Source organism: Thermaurantimonas aggregans (assembly GCF_003851885.1).
Classification (GTDB): domain Bacteria; phylum Bacteroidota; class Bacteroidia; order Flavobacteriales; family Schleiferiaceae; genus Thermaurantimonas; species Thermaurantimonas aggregans.
Genome location: NZ_BHZE01000022.1, coordinates 1 through 17324, shown reverse-complemented (window position 1 = coordinate 17324; position 17324 = coordinate 1). Strand labels below are relative to the sequence as shown.

Genomic DNA, 17324 nt, shown 5'->3' with positions numbered 1-17324 from the left:
TTAATTTTCAATCTAACCTTGTAGATTACAAGGCTTAGCCTATCTTTGCAGCCCGATTGAAAAAGGGTATTTGGCTTCGATAATTGTTAAAAGACACCGATAAATATCTGTACATAAATGAAAAGAACATTTCAACCATCGAACCGCAAGCGTGTAAACAAGCACGGATTTCGCAAGCGCATGAGTACAGCCAACGGTCGTAGAGTATTGGCTGCTCGCAGGGCACGTGGCAGAAAGAAACTCACCGTATCTGACGAACCATATTACAAGGGTTAATGCATAGCATTGATGAAATAACAAAAGGTGTTGCCACACGGTAACACCTTTTTTTTTATCCTTTTCTTTAAAATGATATTATCACCATGCCTAAAGACACCAGCATTAAATCGGTACTCATTATAGGATCGGGACCTATTGTGATCGGACAGGCCTGTGAATTTGATTATAGTGGGTCGCAAGCTGCCCGATCTCTACGCGAAGAGGGCATTGAAGTCACACTGATCAACAGCAATCCGGCCACCATCATGACCGATCCGGTAACGGCCGACCATGTATACCTTTTGCCTCTAACTGTTGAGAGTCTGGAAAAAATTCTGCAAGAGCGAAAAATCGACGCTGTATTGCCCACCATGGGAGGCCAAACTGCCTTAAATCTATGTATTGAAGCTGATAAACAAGGGCTTTGGCAGGAATATGGTGTCAGAATTATCGGTGTAGATATTGAAGCCATTCACATTACAGAAGATCGGGAGCGCTTCCGGCAGTTTCTCGATCAGCAGGGCATACCCTACGCACCTTCGAAGATTGCCACATCCTATCTGAAAGGAAAAGAAATTGCCCAAGAATTTGGATTCCCCCTATGTATCAGGCCTTCGTTTACGCTTGGAGGTTCAGGAGCATCTATCGTGTACCACAAAGAGGACTTTGACAGCTTGCTGAAGCGCGGTTTGGAAGAGAGTCCGATACACGAGGTGCTGATCGACAAGGCTTTGATGGGTTGGAAAGAATTTGAGCTCGAACTGCTGCGCGACAGCAACGACAATGTGGTGATCATCTGCTCGATTGAGAATTTCGACCCGATGGGTATTCACACAGGCGACTCGATCACCGTAGCTCCAGCCATGACGCTGAGTGATCGCACCTATCAGCGCATGCGCGACATGGCCATTAAGATGATGCGAAATCTGGGCAAGTTTGCCGGGGGATGTAATGTGCAGTTTGCAGTAAGTCCGGATGAAAAAGAAGATATTGTAGCTATCGAGATCAACCCGAGGGTGTCGCGCTCATCAGCTTTAGCAAGTAAAGCTACTGGGTATCCAATTGCCAAAATTGCCGCTAAATTGGCCCTTGGATATCATCTGACAGAGCTGCCCAACCCCATAACCGGTGAAACATCGGCGTACTTCGAACCTACGCTCGATTACGTAATCGTAAAAATACCTCGTTGGAACTTCGACAAATTTGAAGGGGCTGATCGCCGACTTGGATTGCAGATGAAGTCTGTAGGCGAGGTAATGGGTATAGGTCGCAGTTTTCAAGAAGCCTTGCACAAGGCGGCTCAATCGCTCGAAATCAAGCGCAATGGATTGGGAGCTGATGGCAAAGGGCTGACCAATCAAGACCTAGTGCTCGAGAAGCTGGCAAATCCGAGCTGGGACAGAATTTTTGTGATTTACGACGCCATACAGTTGGGCATACCGCTTCGCAAAATCCATGAAATCACGAAGATCGATATGTGGTTTTTGCGTGAAATCGAGGATCTGGCCAATACCCAGCGTCGTATTGAAGAGCATACCCTCGAGTCTTTACCACCGGAGTTGTTCTTTGAGGCAAAGCAAAAGGGTTTTGCCGACAGGCAAATTGCCCACATGCTGCGTAGGCTCGAAAGTGAGGTGTTTAACAAACGGATGGAGTATGGCTTCAAACGAGTGTACAAACTCGTTGATACTTGTGCTGCCGAGTTTCCAGCAAAGACTCCGTATTACTATTCCACCTTTGAGATGCCTGTAATGCGACCCGATGGCTCGCTGGAAGTAAAAAACGACAGTAAGGTTTCGGATCGCAAAAAAGTAGTGGTGCTCGGCAGCGGCCCAAACCGCATCGGGCAGGGAATCGAGTTTGACTACTGCTGTGTGCATGGTGTATTGGCTGCTCGCGAGTGTGGCTACGAGACCATTATGATCAATTGCAACCCTGAAACTGTCTCGACCGATTTCAACATATCGGACAAGCTGTACTTCGAACCAGTATTTTGGGAACACATATATGAGATCATTTTGCATGAAAAGCCTATTGGGGTAATCGTGCAGCTGGGCGGGCAGACGGCTCTGAAGTTGGCTGAGAAACTGCATCGCTACGGCATACCTATCATTGGTACCAGCTTCGAGTCGCTTGACTTGGCAGAAGACCGCGGAAAGTTTTCGAATTTACTCAGAGAGCACAACATACCGTATCCGAAATTTGATGTGATCACTGATCCAGATCAGATCTACGAAGTGGCTGAAGAGCTGGGCTTTCCGCTACTTGTGCGTCCGAGTTATGTACTAGGCGGACAGGGCATGAAGATCGTCATCAACATGGAAGAGCTCGAACACCACGTGGTGGAGTTGTTCAAAGACTTTCCGGGCAATAGAGTACTACTTGATCACTATCTGGATGGGGCAATTGAGGCTGAAGCCGATGCCATAGCAGATGGAGAAGATGTGTACATCATTGGCATTATGGAACACATTGAGCCCTGTGGCATTCATTCGGGTGATAGCCATGCTGTACTACCACCCTTTAATCTGGGGCCACTAATTATTGAGCAAATTCGAGAGCATACTATCACCATAGCAAAGGCCTTGAAAGTGAAAGGGCTCATCAATGTGCAGTTTGCCATCAAAAACGATGTGGTGTATGTGATCGAGGCCAATCCGAGGGCAAGCCGTACAGTGCCCTTTATCGCAAAGGCATACGGGGAGCCCTATGTGAACTACGCAACGCGCTTTATGTTGGGTGAAAACAAGGTGAAAGATTTTGAATACAAGCCTCAACTTGACGGATATGCTATTAAAATACCGGTATTTTCATTCAACAAGTTTCCGAACGTAAACAAAGAGCTCGGTCCGCAGATGCGATCGACAGGCGAGGCCATTCACTTTATTAAAAACCTTCGCGATCCAGTATTTAAGAAGGTGTATAGCGAACGAAACTTATATTTGAGCAGATAATTAATTTGCAGATCAATGCGTTTTTTTCTGTCCTTACTTGTTTTAACCTACTTAATCATAGTGGTGTACAAATATTTTGTGGGGCCCTTTATGGAGGGCTACAACAAAAAGTCGTCTTCGAGCTCTACGAATTCATCCTCAGAGAGAATTAAGATCATATACGACCCCAATCAGTTGAGGCAGTCGAATAAAAATGTGGGGGATTATGTGGACTATGAAGAGGTGAAGGATTGAAGGTCGGTGTAAAAACATTTAGAATTCATTGGAAACAATAGCAGCCGAAGGCTGCTGTTGCGTGAGGGATAGTGGCGGATATGAGCCGCAGCAGGTGGGGCTTGTGGTACAAAGGGAGAGGCTGGCTGGCCCGCCAGGGCAGACAACGCAGCCCTTGAGAAGCCGGCTGTAGCTGGGACTAGACAAATAAAATGTACCACCCCCACCTGCAAGGCGAGTATGAGCCACTAGCCCGACCTGAGCAGCTGCCCGCCAGGGCGTGCTGCGAAGGGCACGCCCTAAAAAAAAAAAAAAAAAAAACAGATTCATCGAAAAAATTAAAGGGGGCACTGCAGCCCCCTTTTGATTGCAATGAAGAAGCGCTTTACTGGATTTGAAAACGTACACCGGCCAGTACGCTGAAGGGCATGCCGGTACGCACCCCTTGGGGCAGGTTAGAGACGATGGCTAAGTTATTGAATAAGTTGTTGATCAATGCTGTAAGGGCCACCTTGGGTGTTAGATGGTAGTTGCCTGAGAGGTCGAAAAACCAGTTGCTGCGCACAGCATTCATCTGGCTGAGATCGGTGACCTGATCGGGGAAGATGAGCGCGCCCTGGCCCGGACGTACACGCATGGCAGAGGTATAGCGGGCAATGAGGGTAAAATTCCAGCGATCAAGGCGGTCGAGCCCTAGTGTAGCGGTGAGGATATGGGGATTGATGAAGGGGATCAGATCGCCAGCGTTGATCTGTCCTGTGCCCCAGTCTCCTCCGGCGTTGATGAAAGTCTCGCGGAAGCGCGAGTCGCTGTATGTGTAGGCAATTCGAAGAGGCAGCTGGAAGGATGAATTATATTGGAGGAGATGAAGAAGATCAGACTCAGCGGTAAATTCAAAGCCAAGGGTGGTAGCACGGCCTGCGTTGTACATGTTGCCTGTACCCATACCTCCGGTAGAGGCTGCATCGGATCCCAGAATATTGATGTAGTCGTTGTAAAAAACGGTAGCTACAAACTGAAACTGATCTTTGGAGATGCGGTATCCCAGTTCATAGTTAAAGGCTGTTTCGGCTTCGGCCTGGCGAATGGAGTCTAATCTGGGTGGGCCAGGAGGTGAGAAGCCTTTGTAAATGCCGCCAAAGAGGTGGCTTCCGGAGTGTGTCTGGTAATTAAAGCCCACTCCGGGCAGAAGGACAGTAAGGGAATTGGAGGCAGTTTTGAGATTTGCTCCAGTGCGGGCATTGTCTTGTGTACCGTAGTCGAGTACTTGGAGTGTTACATCTTCAATGCGGACACCTGCAGATAGGAGTAGTCGGCCAAATTCGGCATCGTAGTTTACAAAACCGGAGAGTGCTTCTGCTTTGCGAATTTGATTTTCTGCATTGCCCGAGATGCCAGCCTGGGTGAGGATGAGTTTTCCTTCGGTCATTTGATAGATTGAGCGGGTGTTTCGTCTATCTGATTCATCGATATGATAGCGAATAGCTGCGGAGAAGGTGTTTTTTACTTGTCCGAAATTAAAGAAATACTTGGCCTGTGATTGAATGCCATTGGAAAGGTAGGTGCGGGGAGCACTCTGATACTGAATTTGGCCGTCGGCCAGGCCGGTGAGAATTTGGTAAGGGGTTGTGAAGTTTGATTGATTATTGATGATGTTCAATACCGACTGGCCTCCGGCACTGGCTGCTCTGTTCCAGATACGAAAGGTGTTATTTTGGTAGATTTGAGTTGTGATTATCAGATCTTTATGGGGTTGAATGGCGTAATGCAGTGAGATGTGTTGATGGTTCATATCGAGCTTGTCGAGTTGCGACGATGCATAACGGCGTAAGGGATTTGACTGCCAATCCTGAAAAGTGAGGCCTTGATAGGTTTCATTGCTGTTTTCAGTCATAGCCATAAATTTCAGCATGATCGACTGTTTGATTTTTGCATTTGAAGGAGTTTCATAGCGAATTTTTCCCATGAAATCGCGACGTTCGAAACCGGTGTTGCCACCATTGTCAAGCTGGCGAAACCCATCAGTAGCCCAGCGACCTGCGTCGAAGACATAGGAAAAATTTCCTTTGGTATCACCGGCTGTTATCCGAAGCTGACTAGTATTAAAAGTACCATAAGCTGCTGACAGGCTGGCTTTAAACCGGTCAGGAATGGAGGTTGACAAGAGATTGATAGCACCGCCAATGGTGTAGGGCCCGTATTTGATTTGGCTGCTGCCTTTGAGTACTTCTACTCCTTCCATGCGCATAAAGGTGGGAAAGTAATAAGCTGGTGGATCAGCATATGGAGCAGGAGCTATAAGAATGCCATCTTCCATTAAGGTAATTTTTCGGCTGCGGTCGACGCTGGTGCCTCTCATTCCAATGTTTGGCCTAAGGCCAAATCCTTCTTCATCGCGGATGTTTACTCCAGGTACCAGTCGCAAAACCTTTGTGAAGTCAGGTTGATTGAGCCGTAGCAATCTCTCGGCCGAAATTTGCTCGCCTGATCCAGTAATGCGTTCCATTCGGCTACCGATGATGGTTACTTCGTTGAGGAGGGTGGTATCTGGATCGGCAATCAGATTTAGGCTACAAACCAAAATTCCAAACAAGTAGGTATTTTTCATTCTTATTTTTATTTAGAATAAATTTAGATAAGGCAAATGTATTTAGAGAAATTCTAAATAAGATTGCTAAATGTTATTTTTTGGTTTAATTAAGTATTGTCTTTGAAGTGAAAGTAGCTCCCTAGATCACAGACCTTTTGAAAAGCAGTTCGTATAAGGCGTTCTCTTCAGATGACTTTTGTAAAGCGCTGAATTACTACAGATGATGGGGATGTTTAGCTATCAGGAGGCCAAAAGCAAAAATTTAAGATCGAAGTACCTACGAAAGAGCTTCTATCTGGTCTACATCAGGTATATCGATGTATTCTGTCTGAAATAATGCAGTTTTGCAACTGACAATGACAAAAAAGCCGCGGCATCGTGCCACGGCTTTTTTACTCGTTGCTCCCCCTCCAGGGCTTGAACCTGGGACCCCCTGATTAACAGTCAGGTGCTCTAACCAACTGAGCTAAGGAGGATTGTTTTTTGAATTTTGGGCTGCAAATGTATAGGCGCTGTTTTCAATTAAGCAAGTCTTTTTTGAAAAAAATTTGTTCAAAAAAAATAAAAAGCAGTTTTGATAAAAAGGATATTTCTTTTGAAACTTTAACAACCACATTTGTTCAAAATACTCGAATGGACGTCACTTTGCGGGAGATAACGTTTGGATACAATGCCAGGCAAAAGATTTTTGAAAACTTATCAGCCCATTTTGAAAGCAAGAAGACTCATGTAGTGTTGGGAAAAAGCGGTAGCGGAAAGTCAACCCTCCTGAAGCTGATTGCAGGCGAACTTCTGCCCGAGCAAGGTGCCATTGAAAGCAATGGAGAGGTGTGGAAACAGCTGGAAGAGTCACCTATACCCGGCTTTAGGCATGTGGCATTTTTGAATCAAGAGTTTGACTTGTTGCCTTACAGTACAGTAAAAGAAAACATCCGCCGGCGTTTGCACGGATACGGTCCGCAGGAAGAAGAGGACATCATTCGCGATGTGGCTTTAAAGCTGGACATCTCAGAAATACTCGAGCGCAGAGCGGTTGATATATCAGGCGGACAAAAACAGCGGGTGGCTTTTGCTGCTGCACTGGCCAAGCGACCTCAAGTGCTTTTAATGGATGAGCCGCTGAGCAACCAGGACTTTAAAAATGCTGAAAACATTAAAGACATCATTCAATGGCTTCGCGGGTATAAGACTTTAATCATCTCTACGCACGAGGGTAGTGAGGCACTTCAATTAGCTGATTCCATCAGTGTACTTTACAATGGAAAAATCGTTCAGATAGGCTCGCCGAGAGAAGTGTATGAGTCACCTGCTAATGAATATGTGGCCGGCTTGCTCGGGCATTACAATCTGGTGCCGGTACAGTGGTTAACTAAGAATTTTGGCTATCGAATAGATGCACAAGATTCTGAAAACGTGGTATTAAGACCACATAAACTCATCCTTAGTCGCACACATGGAATACCTTGCAGAGTGATGCGGGCTGAATATTTAGGAATGTATTACATGGTGCTTATCGAGGCTGACGGGTATTTGCTTTATGTCTATTATCCTCACAACCACTTTGCGCCCAAAGAGCGCTGGAAGGTGGCTCTACAGAATCACTGAGTGGATATGCGCTGCGATTTTCGGTAGATGAGCTGCCAACCTTTGCGAGATTTCAGGTAGTTTTCTTCGTAGCTGAGTGGTATAGAAAGGTCTTTTCCGTCTAAGGTTACGTGAAAGGTGCCCTCACCTTTGACTATTGCATTTTTACCTCTCTGATGCACAGAAGTCGATTTAATATCTACTTGTCTGTAAATCAGCTTTCCGGATCGAATATTGTCGAGCACTTCGTCGCGCGATTCTATCCAACCGTTGGAGTGGATATATTGAAGCTTGGGATGCAGAAGCAGGGACAGAGAGTCGAGATTGCGCTCGATCATCCAACGGAATTTAACCGTATGCAGGGCCTGCACCTCGCCTTTAATCTGAGCATAAGAAGAAACGCTCAAAACGCATCCCAGCAGTAAACCAATAATTTTAGCGCAATTTCTCATTAGAATGGTGGCGATCATGGTCTCTTTTAGTCTTTTTGTCCATTCGACGATCAAAGGCAGCCTGTAAATCGGTACCGGTCTGATTGGCTAGACAAAGTACCACAAAAAGTACATCGGCTAGCTCTTCGCCAAGGTCTTTTTGTTTGTCCGATTCTTTTTCGCTCTGCTCACCATATCGACGGGCTATAATACGAGCCACTTCACCCACTTCTTCTGTGAGTTGCGCCATATTGGTCAACTCGTTGAAGTAGCGCACACCGTGATTTTTAATCCAATGATCTACAATTTCTTGTAATTGAGAAATGGGTTTTTTTACACTCATTTGTTGGGTAGCTTTTCAGTGGGTGAAAGATACTTTCTCTTCATGCAAAACACTTGTACGTTCCCTTCCATACATGAGATTTAGTATATTACAACATTGGGTTTAACTGCGAAAAGTTCATTTTCATGTGCGCATTTCAATAAAAATACAGGCCGATTAAACCGCTGAATCTCAAAATTCAAAGGATTGCTTCATGTATTAAAGGACTATTGCACTTCAAAACCTGCTAAATGTTTCCTTTCTTTCAGTTGGCTAAGTGTATTTTTGACACCCATTATATTACTTAAAATTCTCTTAATCCATGATTTATTTGGCTGAAAGCGGTTCTACAAAGTGTGATGCCGTTTTGCTCAACGATGACGGCTCTGTGTATGAAGGGATCAGACACATGGGTTTCAATCCCTTTTTTCATTCAGCCGATGTAGTGTACACCGAAATGTTAAAACTCGAAACTATTCAAAAACAAAGAGATAAAGTCACAAAGGTGTATTTCTATGGAGCCGGATGCTCTTCTGATTATTACAAAGAAATCATTGCTACTGGGTTGAGACGTGTATTTCCAAATGCACGCGTACATGTAGACCACGACCTGGTAGCTGCTGCTTATGCCACTTTTACAGGAAAACCTGAAATCGCCTGCATCATAGGCACAGGGTCAAACAGTTGCTACTTCGACGGCCAAAAGATATATGAAGAAGTACCTGCTTTAGCCTACATTCTCGGCGATGAGGGCAGTGCTAGCTGGCTCGGCAAAAAATTACTGGCCATGTATTTGTACAAGCAGTTGCCAAAGGAGGTAGCCGACGACTTCTACAATACCTATCACATGACTAAAGACGACATCTTTCGTCGGGTGTACAACGAGCCTCACGCCAATGTGTTTTTGGCAAGTTTCAGCGTATTTGTGCACAAGCATATTCATCAACCGATCTTTCAGCAAATTGTTAGGGAAGGCTTCGAACTCTTTCTTAAGACCCATGTGCTTTGTTTCAAAGACGCTCGATCGCTTGAAATCAACTTTGTAGGCTCCGTTGCTTATCACTTCCGACAATATTTGCAAGAGGTAGCTAATGCTCTTGATCTGAAAATCAACAACATCATTCAAAAACCTCTTGAGGGTCTTATTCACTATCACATTCATTACTTAAATATTTTGGAAAAATCAGCCGTATGAAAAAAATTGCTGTAATAGCGCATGACAAGCTCAAGCCTGTACTTATTGAATTTTTAAAAGAGCGCAAAGACTGGCTCTGGGGGAAGTCGCTGGTAGCCACCGGCCGCACTGCCGATGCTCTTGAAGCCAGCCAGCCGGGCCTCGATATCCTTCACGTAAACAAGGGTGAAAGCGGTGGCTACATTGAAATCACCCGAATGATTGAGAAGGGTGAAATTTCTTTTGTCATCTTTCTTCGCGATCCGTCCATTAAACAATCCTACCACCAAGACATTCAGAACCTGCTCGATGCCTGCGACTACCACAATGTACCTATCGCCACCAATACGCAGGCTGCTGAGCTCATCATTCTTGGCTTGATCAAAAAAGAAACTGCCCGTCGCGCATGACACATGAAATTAAGGCCTTCATCTTCGACCTCGACGGCGTAATCACCGACACGGCCAAATACCACTACAAAGCATGGAGGCGCCTTGCCAACGAGCTCGGCTTCGACTTCAGCGAAGAGGAAAACGAACAGCTGAAAGGCGTAGGCCGCATGGAAAGCTTGGAAAAAATCCTTCATTGGGGTGGAATTACTCTGCCCGACGAGGAAAAAAAGCGCCTGGCTGAACAGAAAAACCTATGGTATCTCGAATACATTCAAGACATATCGCCTAACGACTTGCTGCCAGGGGCCCGCGAATTTTTACTCGCTACCCGCGATGCCGGCATCAAATCAGCCCTAGGCTCAGCCAGCAAAAATGCCATACCCATCGTCGAAAAGCTCGGCGTGCTTCACCTCTTCGATGCCCTCATCGACGGAAATAAAGCCCCCAAGTCAAAGCCCGATCCTCAGGTCTTTTTGCTCGGGGCCGAAGCGCTCAACGCAAAACCCGAAGAGTGCATCGTATTCGAAGATTCGCTGGCGGGCATACAAGCTGCCAAAAATGGCGGTATGCACACTGTAGGCATTGGCTACATGCTGCCACCGGATGTGGCTGACTTTCACGCGGGCTCACTTGAGTTTCTCACTCCGTCTATTGTTATCACCGAAGTTTTAAAACACACTTTTTAAAAAACTCACGCATACTATGCACAGAAAATATCTCATCACCGATGAATGGAAGATCATCGAACGCGGATTCGACCCCGCCTTGCATCCCTGTTCCGAAAGCCTTTTTGCCCTTGGAAATGGCCGTATGGGCCAACGCGCTAACTTCGAGGAGCAGTACTCAGGACGCTCTATGCAGGGCAGCTACATCGCCGGGGTCTATTACCCCGACAAGACGCGCGTGGGCTGGTGGAAAAACGGCTACCCTGAATACTTTGCCAAAGTAATTAACTCCGTTAATTGGATTGGAATCGATATCCTCATAGATGGTCAGCCCCTCGATCTAGCCAGGGTAAAAGTCACCGACTTCTACCGGGAACTCAATATGAAAGAGGGCTACCTGCTGCGTCGGTTTACAGCGCACTTCAGCGATATGCAGCGCATTGAAGTGGAAGCCATCCGTTTCCTCTCCATAAAACGCGACGAAATTGGCGCCATTCGCTATTCTATCACCCCGAAAGGCTTTTCGCCAGTCATTACATACACGCCATACCTCGATTTCGACGTTCATAACGAAGACTCCAATTACGGCGAAAAATTCTGGGACGAAGTTTTTACCTCGGTCGCTTCTCAAAAAGCTATCAACGTGGCTTCTACCAAAAAGACCAATTTTCATGTGGCTGCGGCCATGCGTTATGAACTTGAAGCCAACGGGCGTCACATCACCCTCTATCCCGAAAACATCCGTCGTGAAAAATATGTAGCCAACCGATTTGAAATCAAAACCGATGAAGGCACTACTTACACCCTCTACAAGTATGCAGCCATCACTTCATCGCTCAACTACCCTAAAGATAAAGTAGCCGAAGAGGCCGATCAAAAAGCCTCAGAAGCTATGCGTACCGGCTTTGATACCTTGCTGCACGAGCAAGCCGAGGCCTGGGCACGCATCTGGGAAACTTCCGACATCATTATTGAGGGCGATCCTGAGGCCCAACAAGGCATACGATTCAACATCTTCCAGCTCAACCAGACCTATACCGGTGAAGATCCCCGCCTCAACATTGGCCCAAAAGGCTTTACCGGTGAGAAGTATGGTGGTGTCACCTATTGGGATACTGAAGCATACTGTTTCCCCTTCTACCTCAGTACCCGTAAGCCCGACGTAGCGCGCAACCTCCTGCTCTACCGCTATCGCCACCTCCCCAAAGCCATCGAAAATGCCCAAAAACTCGGCTTTACCGGTGGAGCAGCCCTCTATCCTATGGTCACCATCAACGGAGAAGAGTGTCACAACGAATGGGAAATCACCTTTGAAGAAATCCACCGCAACGGTGCAATGGTCATAGCCATCAAGCGCTACGTAGAGTACACTGGTGACATTCGGTATTTGGCCGACTACGGCCTAGAAGTCATGATCGCTATATCACGCTTCTGGGCACAGCGATTCAACTGGAGCGAAGACAAGCAACAGTATGTAATGCTCGGTGTCACAGGCCCGAATGAGTACGAAAACAACATCAACAACAACTTTTACACCTCGTACATCGCCCGCTGGTGCATGCAGTACACCCTGAATACCATTGACCTGCTCCGCACCCATTTTCCTGACCAGCTTCAGCTAGTACTCCAAAAGACCAATTTCGACTCCGATAAGGAACCTGCCTTTTGGCAACAAATCATTCAAAATATTTACTTCCCATATTCTGAGAAGTACCAAATCTTCCTTCAGCAGGAAGGTTACCTCGACAAGGAGCAGCGCTTAGCATCAGAGCTGCCTATGAGCGAGCGCCCTATCAATCAGCATTGGTCGTGGGACCGCATCCTGCGATCCTGCTTCATCAAACAGGCAGATACCCTACAGACCTTCTACTTTTTTGAAGACGACTTTACCCATGAGCAGCACCAGCGCCACTTCGACTTTTACGAGCCACGCACCGTACACGAGTCGTCGCTCAGCCCATGTGTACACGTAGTGCTCGCTGCCAAGCTACACAAGATCGACAAGGCCTACGAGCTTTACCTCCGCACTTCTCGCCTCGATCTCGACGACTACAACAAAGAAGTGCACGAAGGCCTTCACATTACCTCTATGGCAGGCACTTGGATGAGCGTAGTCGAAGGCTTCGGAGGCATGCGCGTGCGCCAGCAACGCCTGTATTTCGACCCAGTGCTGCCTCGTCATTGGAAGCGCCTGAGCTTCAAGATCATCTTCGACGGTCGCATTCTCGAAGTCAATACCACCCCCGAAGGTACACACATTGTGCGCCATACTGGCGAGCCTATCACACTCATTCTCAAGGGCCAAGAGATAACTGTCTGATCGTTTTATCTATTGGGTGGGCCCCTCTTTTCCTTCACTTTGCTCAAGTGTCCGGGTAGGGTTGTTCCAGGCGAAACAGCAACAGCTGATTTCGTCTGGACCGGCCATCCAGGCCCACATCACTCAAGGTCTAGCCGCTGTGGCTTGTATTCGCTTTTCTTGCTTACGGGGCTGATTTTAAATAGCTTCATGATTATTTATTAGAGACTCTTATTTAACCCAAATCGCCTTCAAGAAGAGGTCGTTCACCAAATGATTCTTGAAGCTAAAAAAAATAGAGTTTTAAGAATGCGATGATTCCCCTTCCAGTATTTGAAAATTAAGGAAAATACATTTTAGGCTTGTCAGCGGTTTTTATTTCTACAACTAATTTAACTAGTGTTTTCAAAACCATCAAAGTAGGTTATCGAAATCCATGTCAGTAAATTGGACCTGCACACTTGGTATCCTAATGGCAAATAGCCTATTTTCAACGGCTGAAATTTTTCTTTCTGTTTAAAAGTAAGTATCACTATTTCAAATATATAGAAGTATGAGTATCGATAAAGAGGCCAAACTCAAAGCCCTGAAGCTGACGCTTGAGAAGATGGACAAGACCTATGGAAAGGGAGCCGTGATGCGCATGGGCGATGCTCCAGTAGAACAGATGGAGGTAATCTCAACAGGCTCGATCGGACTGGATGTGGCTCTGGGTGTAGGTGGATACCCGAAAGGTAGAATCATCGAGATTTTCGGTCCCGAATCTTCGGGTAAGACCACACTGACGTTGCACGCCATAGCCGAGGTACAAAAGCAGGGCGGCATTGCGGCCTTTATCGATGCTGAGCACGCTTTTGACCGATTTTATGCGGAAAAGTTGGGTGTAAATACTGATGACCTGATCATATCTCAACCTGACAATGGAGAGCAGGCATTGGAAATAGCAGATAACCTCATCCGATCAGGTGCTATTGATCTGATTGTGATCGACTCTGTAGCAGCCCTTACACCTAAGAGCGAAATCGAGGGCGAAATGGGCGATTCGAAAGTGGGGTTGCAAGCGCGCCTGATGTCGCAAGCCCTGCGCAAGCTCACAGCTACCATCAGCAAGACGAACTGCTGCTGCATCTTCATCAATCAGCTTCGGGAGAAAATCGGCGTAATGTTTGGCAATCCCGAAACGACCACTGGAGGAAATGCACTGAAGTTTTACGCTTCGGTGCGTATTGACATACGCCGTAGTACACAAATCAAAGACGGAGAGAACATCACCGGTAACCGAGTGAAAGTAAAAGTGGTGAAAAACAAGGTAGCTCCACCTTTCCGCTTTGCTGAATTTGACATAATGTACGGCGAGGGTATTTCGAAGGTAGGCGAAATCATCGATTTAGGGACTGAATTCGGCATCATCAAAAAGAGTGCGAGCTGGTACTCTTACGGCGATACGCGATTGGCCCAAGGTCGTGATGCTGTAAAACAATTGCTCTTGGACAATCCTGAGCTGTGTGATGAACTGGAAACCAAAGTACGCCAGAAACTCAAAGAAATACAGGAAGGCAAAGCTGAATAACGGTAATCGAAAAAAATCCTCTTTTCATGCTTGTACTGCAAGACATACGCGATCACAAGGAGCGCATAATTGAGGCGCTTAAAAAACGAAATCTGGATGCAGATGCTCTAATAAATCAAGTAATAGAGGCTGATGCCCGACGTAGAGCTATTCAAACTGAGCTCGATCAAAACCGCAACGAGGCCAATTCTATAGGAAAACAAGTGGGCCAGCTGCAGCGCGAAGGTCGAAAAGATGAAGCACAGATATTGATGCAAAAAAGCGCAGCCCTCAAGGAATCGATCAAACAATTGACAGATCAGCTTCGTGAGACCGAAGAGCAGCTTCGTGAGCTCCTGCTTACCATACCCAATGCACCTGCAGCGCTCGTAAAGCCTGGTAAATCAGCCGACGACAATGAGATTGTAGCTACCTGGGGCGATCCAGCCACCTTACCCGACGATGCTCTTCCTCATTGGGAAATTGCTAAAAAACTCGACATCATCGACTTTGAGCTTGGCGTGAAAGTGACGGGCAGCGGATTTCCGGTGTACAAGGGCAAGGGTGCACGCCTTCAAAGAGCGCTGATCAACTATTTTCTCGACTACAACACCCGGGCGGGTTATCAGGAGGTTCAGCCACCGCATTTTGTAAACGAGGCTTCGGGATTTGGTACCGGTCAGTTGCCCGACAAAGAAGGCCAGATGTACTACATCGAGAAGGATCAGCTCTACGCTATCCCCACGGCTGAGGTACCGGTGACTAACTTCTACAGAGATGTCATACTGATGGAGGGCGAGCTCCCCCACAAGCTTACGGCTTATACACCCTGTTTCCGTCGGGAGGCAGGTTCGTATGGTGCCCATGTGCGTGGGCTGAACAGATTGCACCAGTTTGACAAAGTCGAAATCGTGGTTATCAGCCATCCGGAGCGTTCGTATGCGCTGCTCGACGAGATGGTGGAGCACGTGGCCGGATTGCTGCGCTCTCTTGGGCTTACGTACAGAATCTTGCGCTTGTGCGGAGGTGATATGGGCTTTGCCAGCGCTATGACATATGACTTCGAAGTGTGGTCGGCCGCGCAAAAGCGCTGGTTGGAGGTGAGTTCGGTTTCGAATTTTGAATCCTTCCAGGCCAATAGACTTCAGCTTCGCTTTAAAGACGGTGATGGCCGGAACCGCCTTTGTCACACGCTCAATGGCTCATCACTCGCACTGCCTCGGGTAGTAGCGGCTTTACTGGAGAATAACTTCGACGGCCAGCGCGTGCATTTGCCCGAGGTGTTGCACAGCTACACGGGCTTTACGGCCATCGATTAATTGAGCTATGCACCTGCTACTGGTTGGTCAGGGCATAGCTGGAAGCGCAGTTGCGCTGCTTGCCGAAAAGGCTGGAATTCACATCACCAACATATCACTGCCGCTGCTGAGCAATTCGTCGCTGGTAGCCTCGGGACTTTGGAATCCGGTGGTGCTTAAGCGCATGACCTTGGTATGGCGTGCCGGCGAAATGCTCGAGGCCCTGGAGCAATTTTATCCATGGGCTGAGAAGCTGACGGGGGCTACATTTTATCATCCGAAACCCATCTTTCGACTCTTTCACAGTGCAGCTGAGGTAAACGATTGGCAAGCAAAATCCACACAACCCCTCTGGGATACCATTCTGGAGCCAGAAATCGCTGAACTTCCCAATTTCGTAAAAGCCCCCTTCGGTGCTGGTCGAATGAAGCGCACCGGCTGGGTAAATACTTGGGCCTTTATCGAGGCCGTGCACCGCAGGTTGCAATTTCAGGAGAAGGTTTTTTTCGAAGAATTTCATTACGACCGACTTAAAATACTCGATTCAGGCGTGGAATACGCTGGTATCAGCTACGACGGAGTCATTTTTGCCGACGGCATTCACGCCTGGCAGCGCAATCCCTGGTTTCCGCGTACGTTTATGCGCCCTACCAGAGGCGATGTGCTCACGCTGAGCGGTTTACCCGACAACTGGGATTTTGTCTTGCACTTCAGCCATTTTTTACTGCCTATCGAGGGTAATCGATGGAAGCTCGGGGCTACATACGACTTCCGTCACCTATCGCCACATCCTAATCTCATGATGGCCAATGAGATGCTTGATGAACTGCGGAAAATTGCAAATGTTTCCTTCAAAGTTGAAGAGACCAACGCCGGCATTAGGCCTAATACCAAAGACCGACGGCCGCTGATAGGGGCCCACCCTCAGCTTCCACAGCTGTATTTCATCAATGGATTGGGCAGTCGGGGTGTACTTATGGCGCCAAAACTGGCGGAGTGGTTGCTTGACTTTGTAAAAAAAGGCTCAAAGGTACCGGCTGAAATAGATGTAGCTCGAGCCTTTGAAAAGAAAAAATAACAAGCTCTTTAGATCAGTCAGTCGAAAGAGAAATTCATTCAGTTTGCTTAAGCCTTGAAAAAATTCAGCTTTATATGAATTTCCAATTGGAATAGTGAACTTATCGATGTAAATGATTTCGTGCTCAACGCTGTTTAAATTTTTAAGGGAGACGATGTAACCCTTTTGGACTTATAAAAAGGTTTTTGAAGGGTACTGTTTTTCTTGCCTAACGGATGATTAGTGCAGGTAGCTTTGGAGATTTACGGCTATATCAACGACGAAGTACTCGAAGGTAAAGGTTATACACCTGAGGTGATTCTTCCGCTTAATGTGCAGCAGCTCGTGAATACAGGTAAAGACAATCAGTTGGATAAGGCGATAGATTTATTGAAATAATCTTTAGAGCGCAAAAATTAAAGAAGGTGTCCAAAAAGTAAAGGACGCCTTCTTTTTTATTTTGATAAAACCCTTAATTGAAGTAAATTAGAGCCATCATAGACATTTTAAGTGAGGCGAGTAGTCTTTAAACAGCAAC

The 17324-nt window shown here is 46.8% G+C and carries 15 protein-coding genes and 1 tRNA gene; 12 read left to right on the top strand and 4 right to left on the bottom strand.

The annotated features are described in order from the left end of the window. Window positions 1-117: 117 nt before the first annotated feature. From rpmH to EIP89_RS09475, 3 genes are all read left to right on the top strand, one after another. Complete coding sequence (gene rpmH / locus EIP89_RS09485; RefSeq protein ID WP_084180220.1) at window positions 118-276, top strand: 50S ribosomal protein L34; 159 nt, start codon at window positions 118-120, stop codon at window positions 274-276. 86 nt (window positions 277-362) lie between these two features. Next, entirely contained in the window at window positions 363-3212 is a 2850-nt protein-coding gene (gene carB, locus EIP89_RS09480; protein WP_124398442.1) for a carbamoyl-phosphate synthase large subunit, read from the top strand. Window positions 3213-3227: 15 nt separating this feature from the next. Continuing rightward, window positions 3228-3446, top strand: coding sequence for a hypothetical protein (locus tag EIP89_RS09475; protein WP_124398441.1), 219 nt, complete (start codon window positions 3228-3230; stop codon window positions 3444-3446). Between the two features lie 364 nt (window positions 3447-3810). Here the strand turns inward: EIP89_RS09475 and EIP89_RS09470 are convergent, their stop codons facing one another. Continuing rightward, window positions 3811-6033, bottom strand: a complete 2223-nt coding sequence (locus EIP89_RS09470; RefSeq protein WP_124398440.1) for a TonB-dependent receptor family protein — start codon at window positions 6031-6033, stop codon at window positions 3811-3813. Between the two features lie 384 nt (window positions 6034-6417). Continuing rightward, window positions 6418-6491, bottom strand: a tRNA-Asn gene (locus EIP89_RS09465). Between the two features lie 157 nt (window positions 6492-6648). Here EIP89_RS09465 and EIP89_RS09460 point away from each other — a divergent pair. Next, a complete protein-coding gene (locus EIP89_RS09460) occupies window positions 6649-7620 on the top strand; it encodes an ABC transporter ATP-binding protein (RefSeq protein ID WP_160160579.1) in 972 nt (323 codons plus the stop codon). Here the strand turns inward: EIP89_RS09460 and EIP89_RS09455 are convergent. Continuing rightward, a complete protein-coding gene (locus tag EIP89_RS09455) occupies window positions 7614-8069 on the bottom strand; it encodes a nuclear transport factor 2 family protein (RefSeq protein WP_124398438.1) in 456 nt (151 codons plus the stop codon). The two genes, EIP89_RS09460 and EIP89_RS09455, sit on opposite strands and share 7 nt — an antisense overlap. Further along, the gene (locus tag EIP89_RS09450) at window positions 8035-8373 is read right to left on the bottom strand and encodes a nucleotide pyrophosphohydrolase (RefSeq protein WP_124398437.1); all 339 of its coding nucleotides are present in this window, start codon (window positions 8371-8373) and stop codon (window positions 8035-8037) included. The genes EIP89_RS09455 and EIP89_RS09450 overlap by 35 nt, the downstream gene beginning before the upstream one ends. A 301-nt stretch (window positions 8374-8674) precedes the next feature. On the opposite strand from EIP89_RS09450, the gene EIP89_RS09445 reads away from it, so the two are divergent. The 8 genes from EIP89_RS09445 to EIP89_RS11510 all read left to right on the top strand — a co-directional run bounded on the left by EIP89_RS09445 (window position 8675) and on the right by EIP89_RS11510 (window position 17185). After that, window positions 8675-9547, top strand: a complete 873-nt coding sequence (locus EIP89_RS09445; RefSeq protein ID WP_124398436.1) for a BadF/BadG/BcrA/BcrD ATPase family protein — start codon at window positions 8675-8677, stop codon at window positions 9545-9547. Further along, the gene (locus EIP89_RS09440) at window positions 9544-9936 is read left to right on the top strand and encodes a methylglyoxal synthase (RefSeq protein WP_124398435.1); all 393 of its coding nucleotides are present in this window, start codon (window positions 9544-9546) and stop codon (window positions 9934-9936) included. Before EIP89_RS09445 ends, EIP89_RS09440 begins: the two co-directional genes overlap by 4 nt. Further along, window positions 9933-10604: a beta-phosphoglucomutase gene (pgmB, locus tag EIP89_RS09435; RefSeq protein ID WP_124398434.1), complete on the top strand. Its 672-nt coding sequence runs from the start codon at window positions 9933-9935 to the stop codon at window positions 10602-10604. Before EIP89_RS09440 ends, pgmB begins: the two co-directional genes overlap by 4 nt. Before the next feature lie 16 nt (window positions 10605-10620). Next, entirely contained in the window at window positions 10621-12903 is a 2283-nt protein-coding gene (locus EIP89_RS09430; protein WP_124398433.1) for a family 65 glycosyl hydrolase domain-containing protein, read from the top strand. A 532-nt stretch (window positions 12904-13435) separates the two neighbouring features. After that, window positions 13436-14452, top strand: a complete 1017-nt coding sequence (recA, locus tag EIP89_RS09425) for a recombinase RecA (RefSeq protein WP_124398432.1) — start codon at window positions 13436-13438, stop codon at window positions 14450-14452. Window positions 14453-14478: 26 nt separating this feature from the next. Continuing rightward, entirely contained in the window at window positions 14479-15750 is a 1272-nt protein-coding gene (serS, locus tag EIP89_RS09420; RefSeq protein ID WP_124398431.1) for a serine--tRNA ligase, read from the top strand. A gap of 7 nt (window positions 15751-15757) precedes the next feature. Beyond that, window positions 15758-16807, top strand: coding sequence for an NAD(P)/FAD-dependent oxidoreductase (locus tag EIP89_RS09415; RefSeq protein ID WP_124398430.1), 1050 nt, complete (start codon window positions 15758-15760; stop codon window positions 16805-16807). A 222-nt stretch (window positions 16808-17029) separates the two neighbouring features. Further along, window positions 17030-17185: a hypothetical protein gene (locus EIP89_RS11510; protein WP_160160578.1), complete on the top strand. Its 156-nt coding sequence runs from the start codon at window positions 17030-17032 to the stop codon at window positions 17183-17185. Window positions 17186-17324 lie beyond the last annotated feature (139 nt).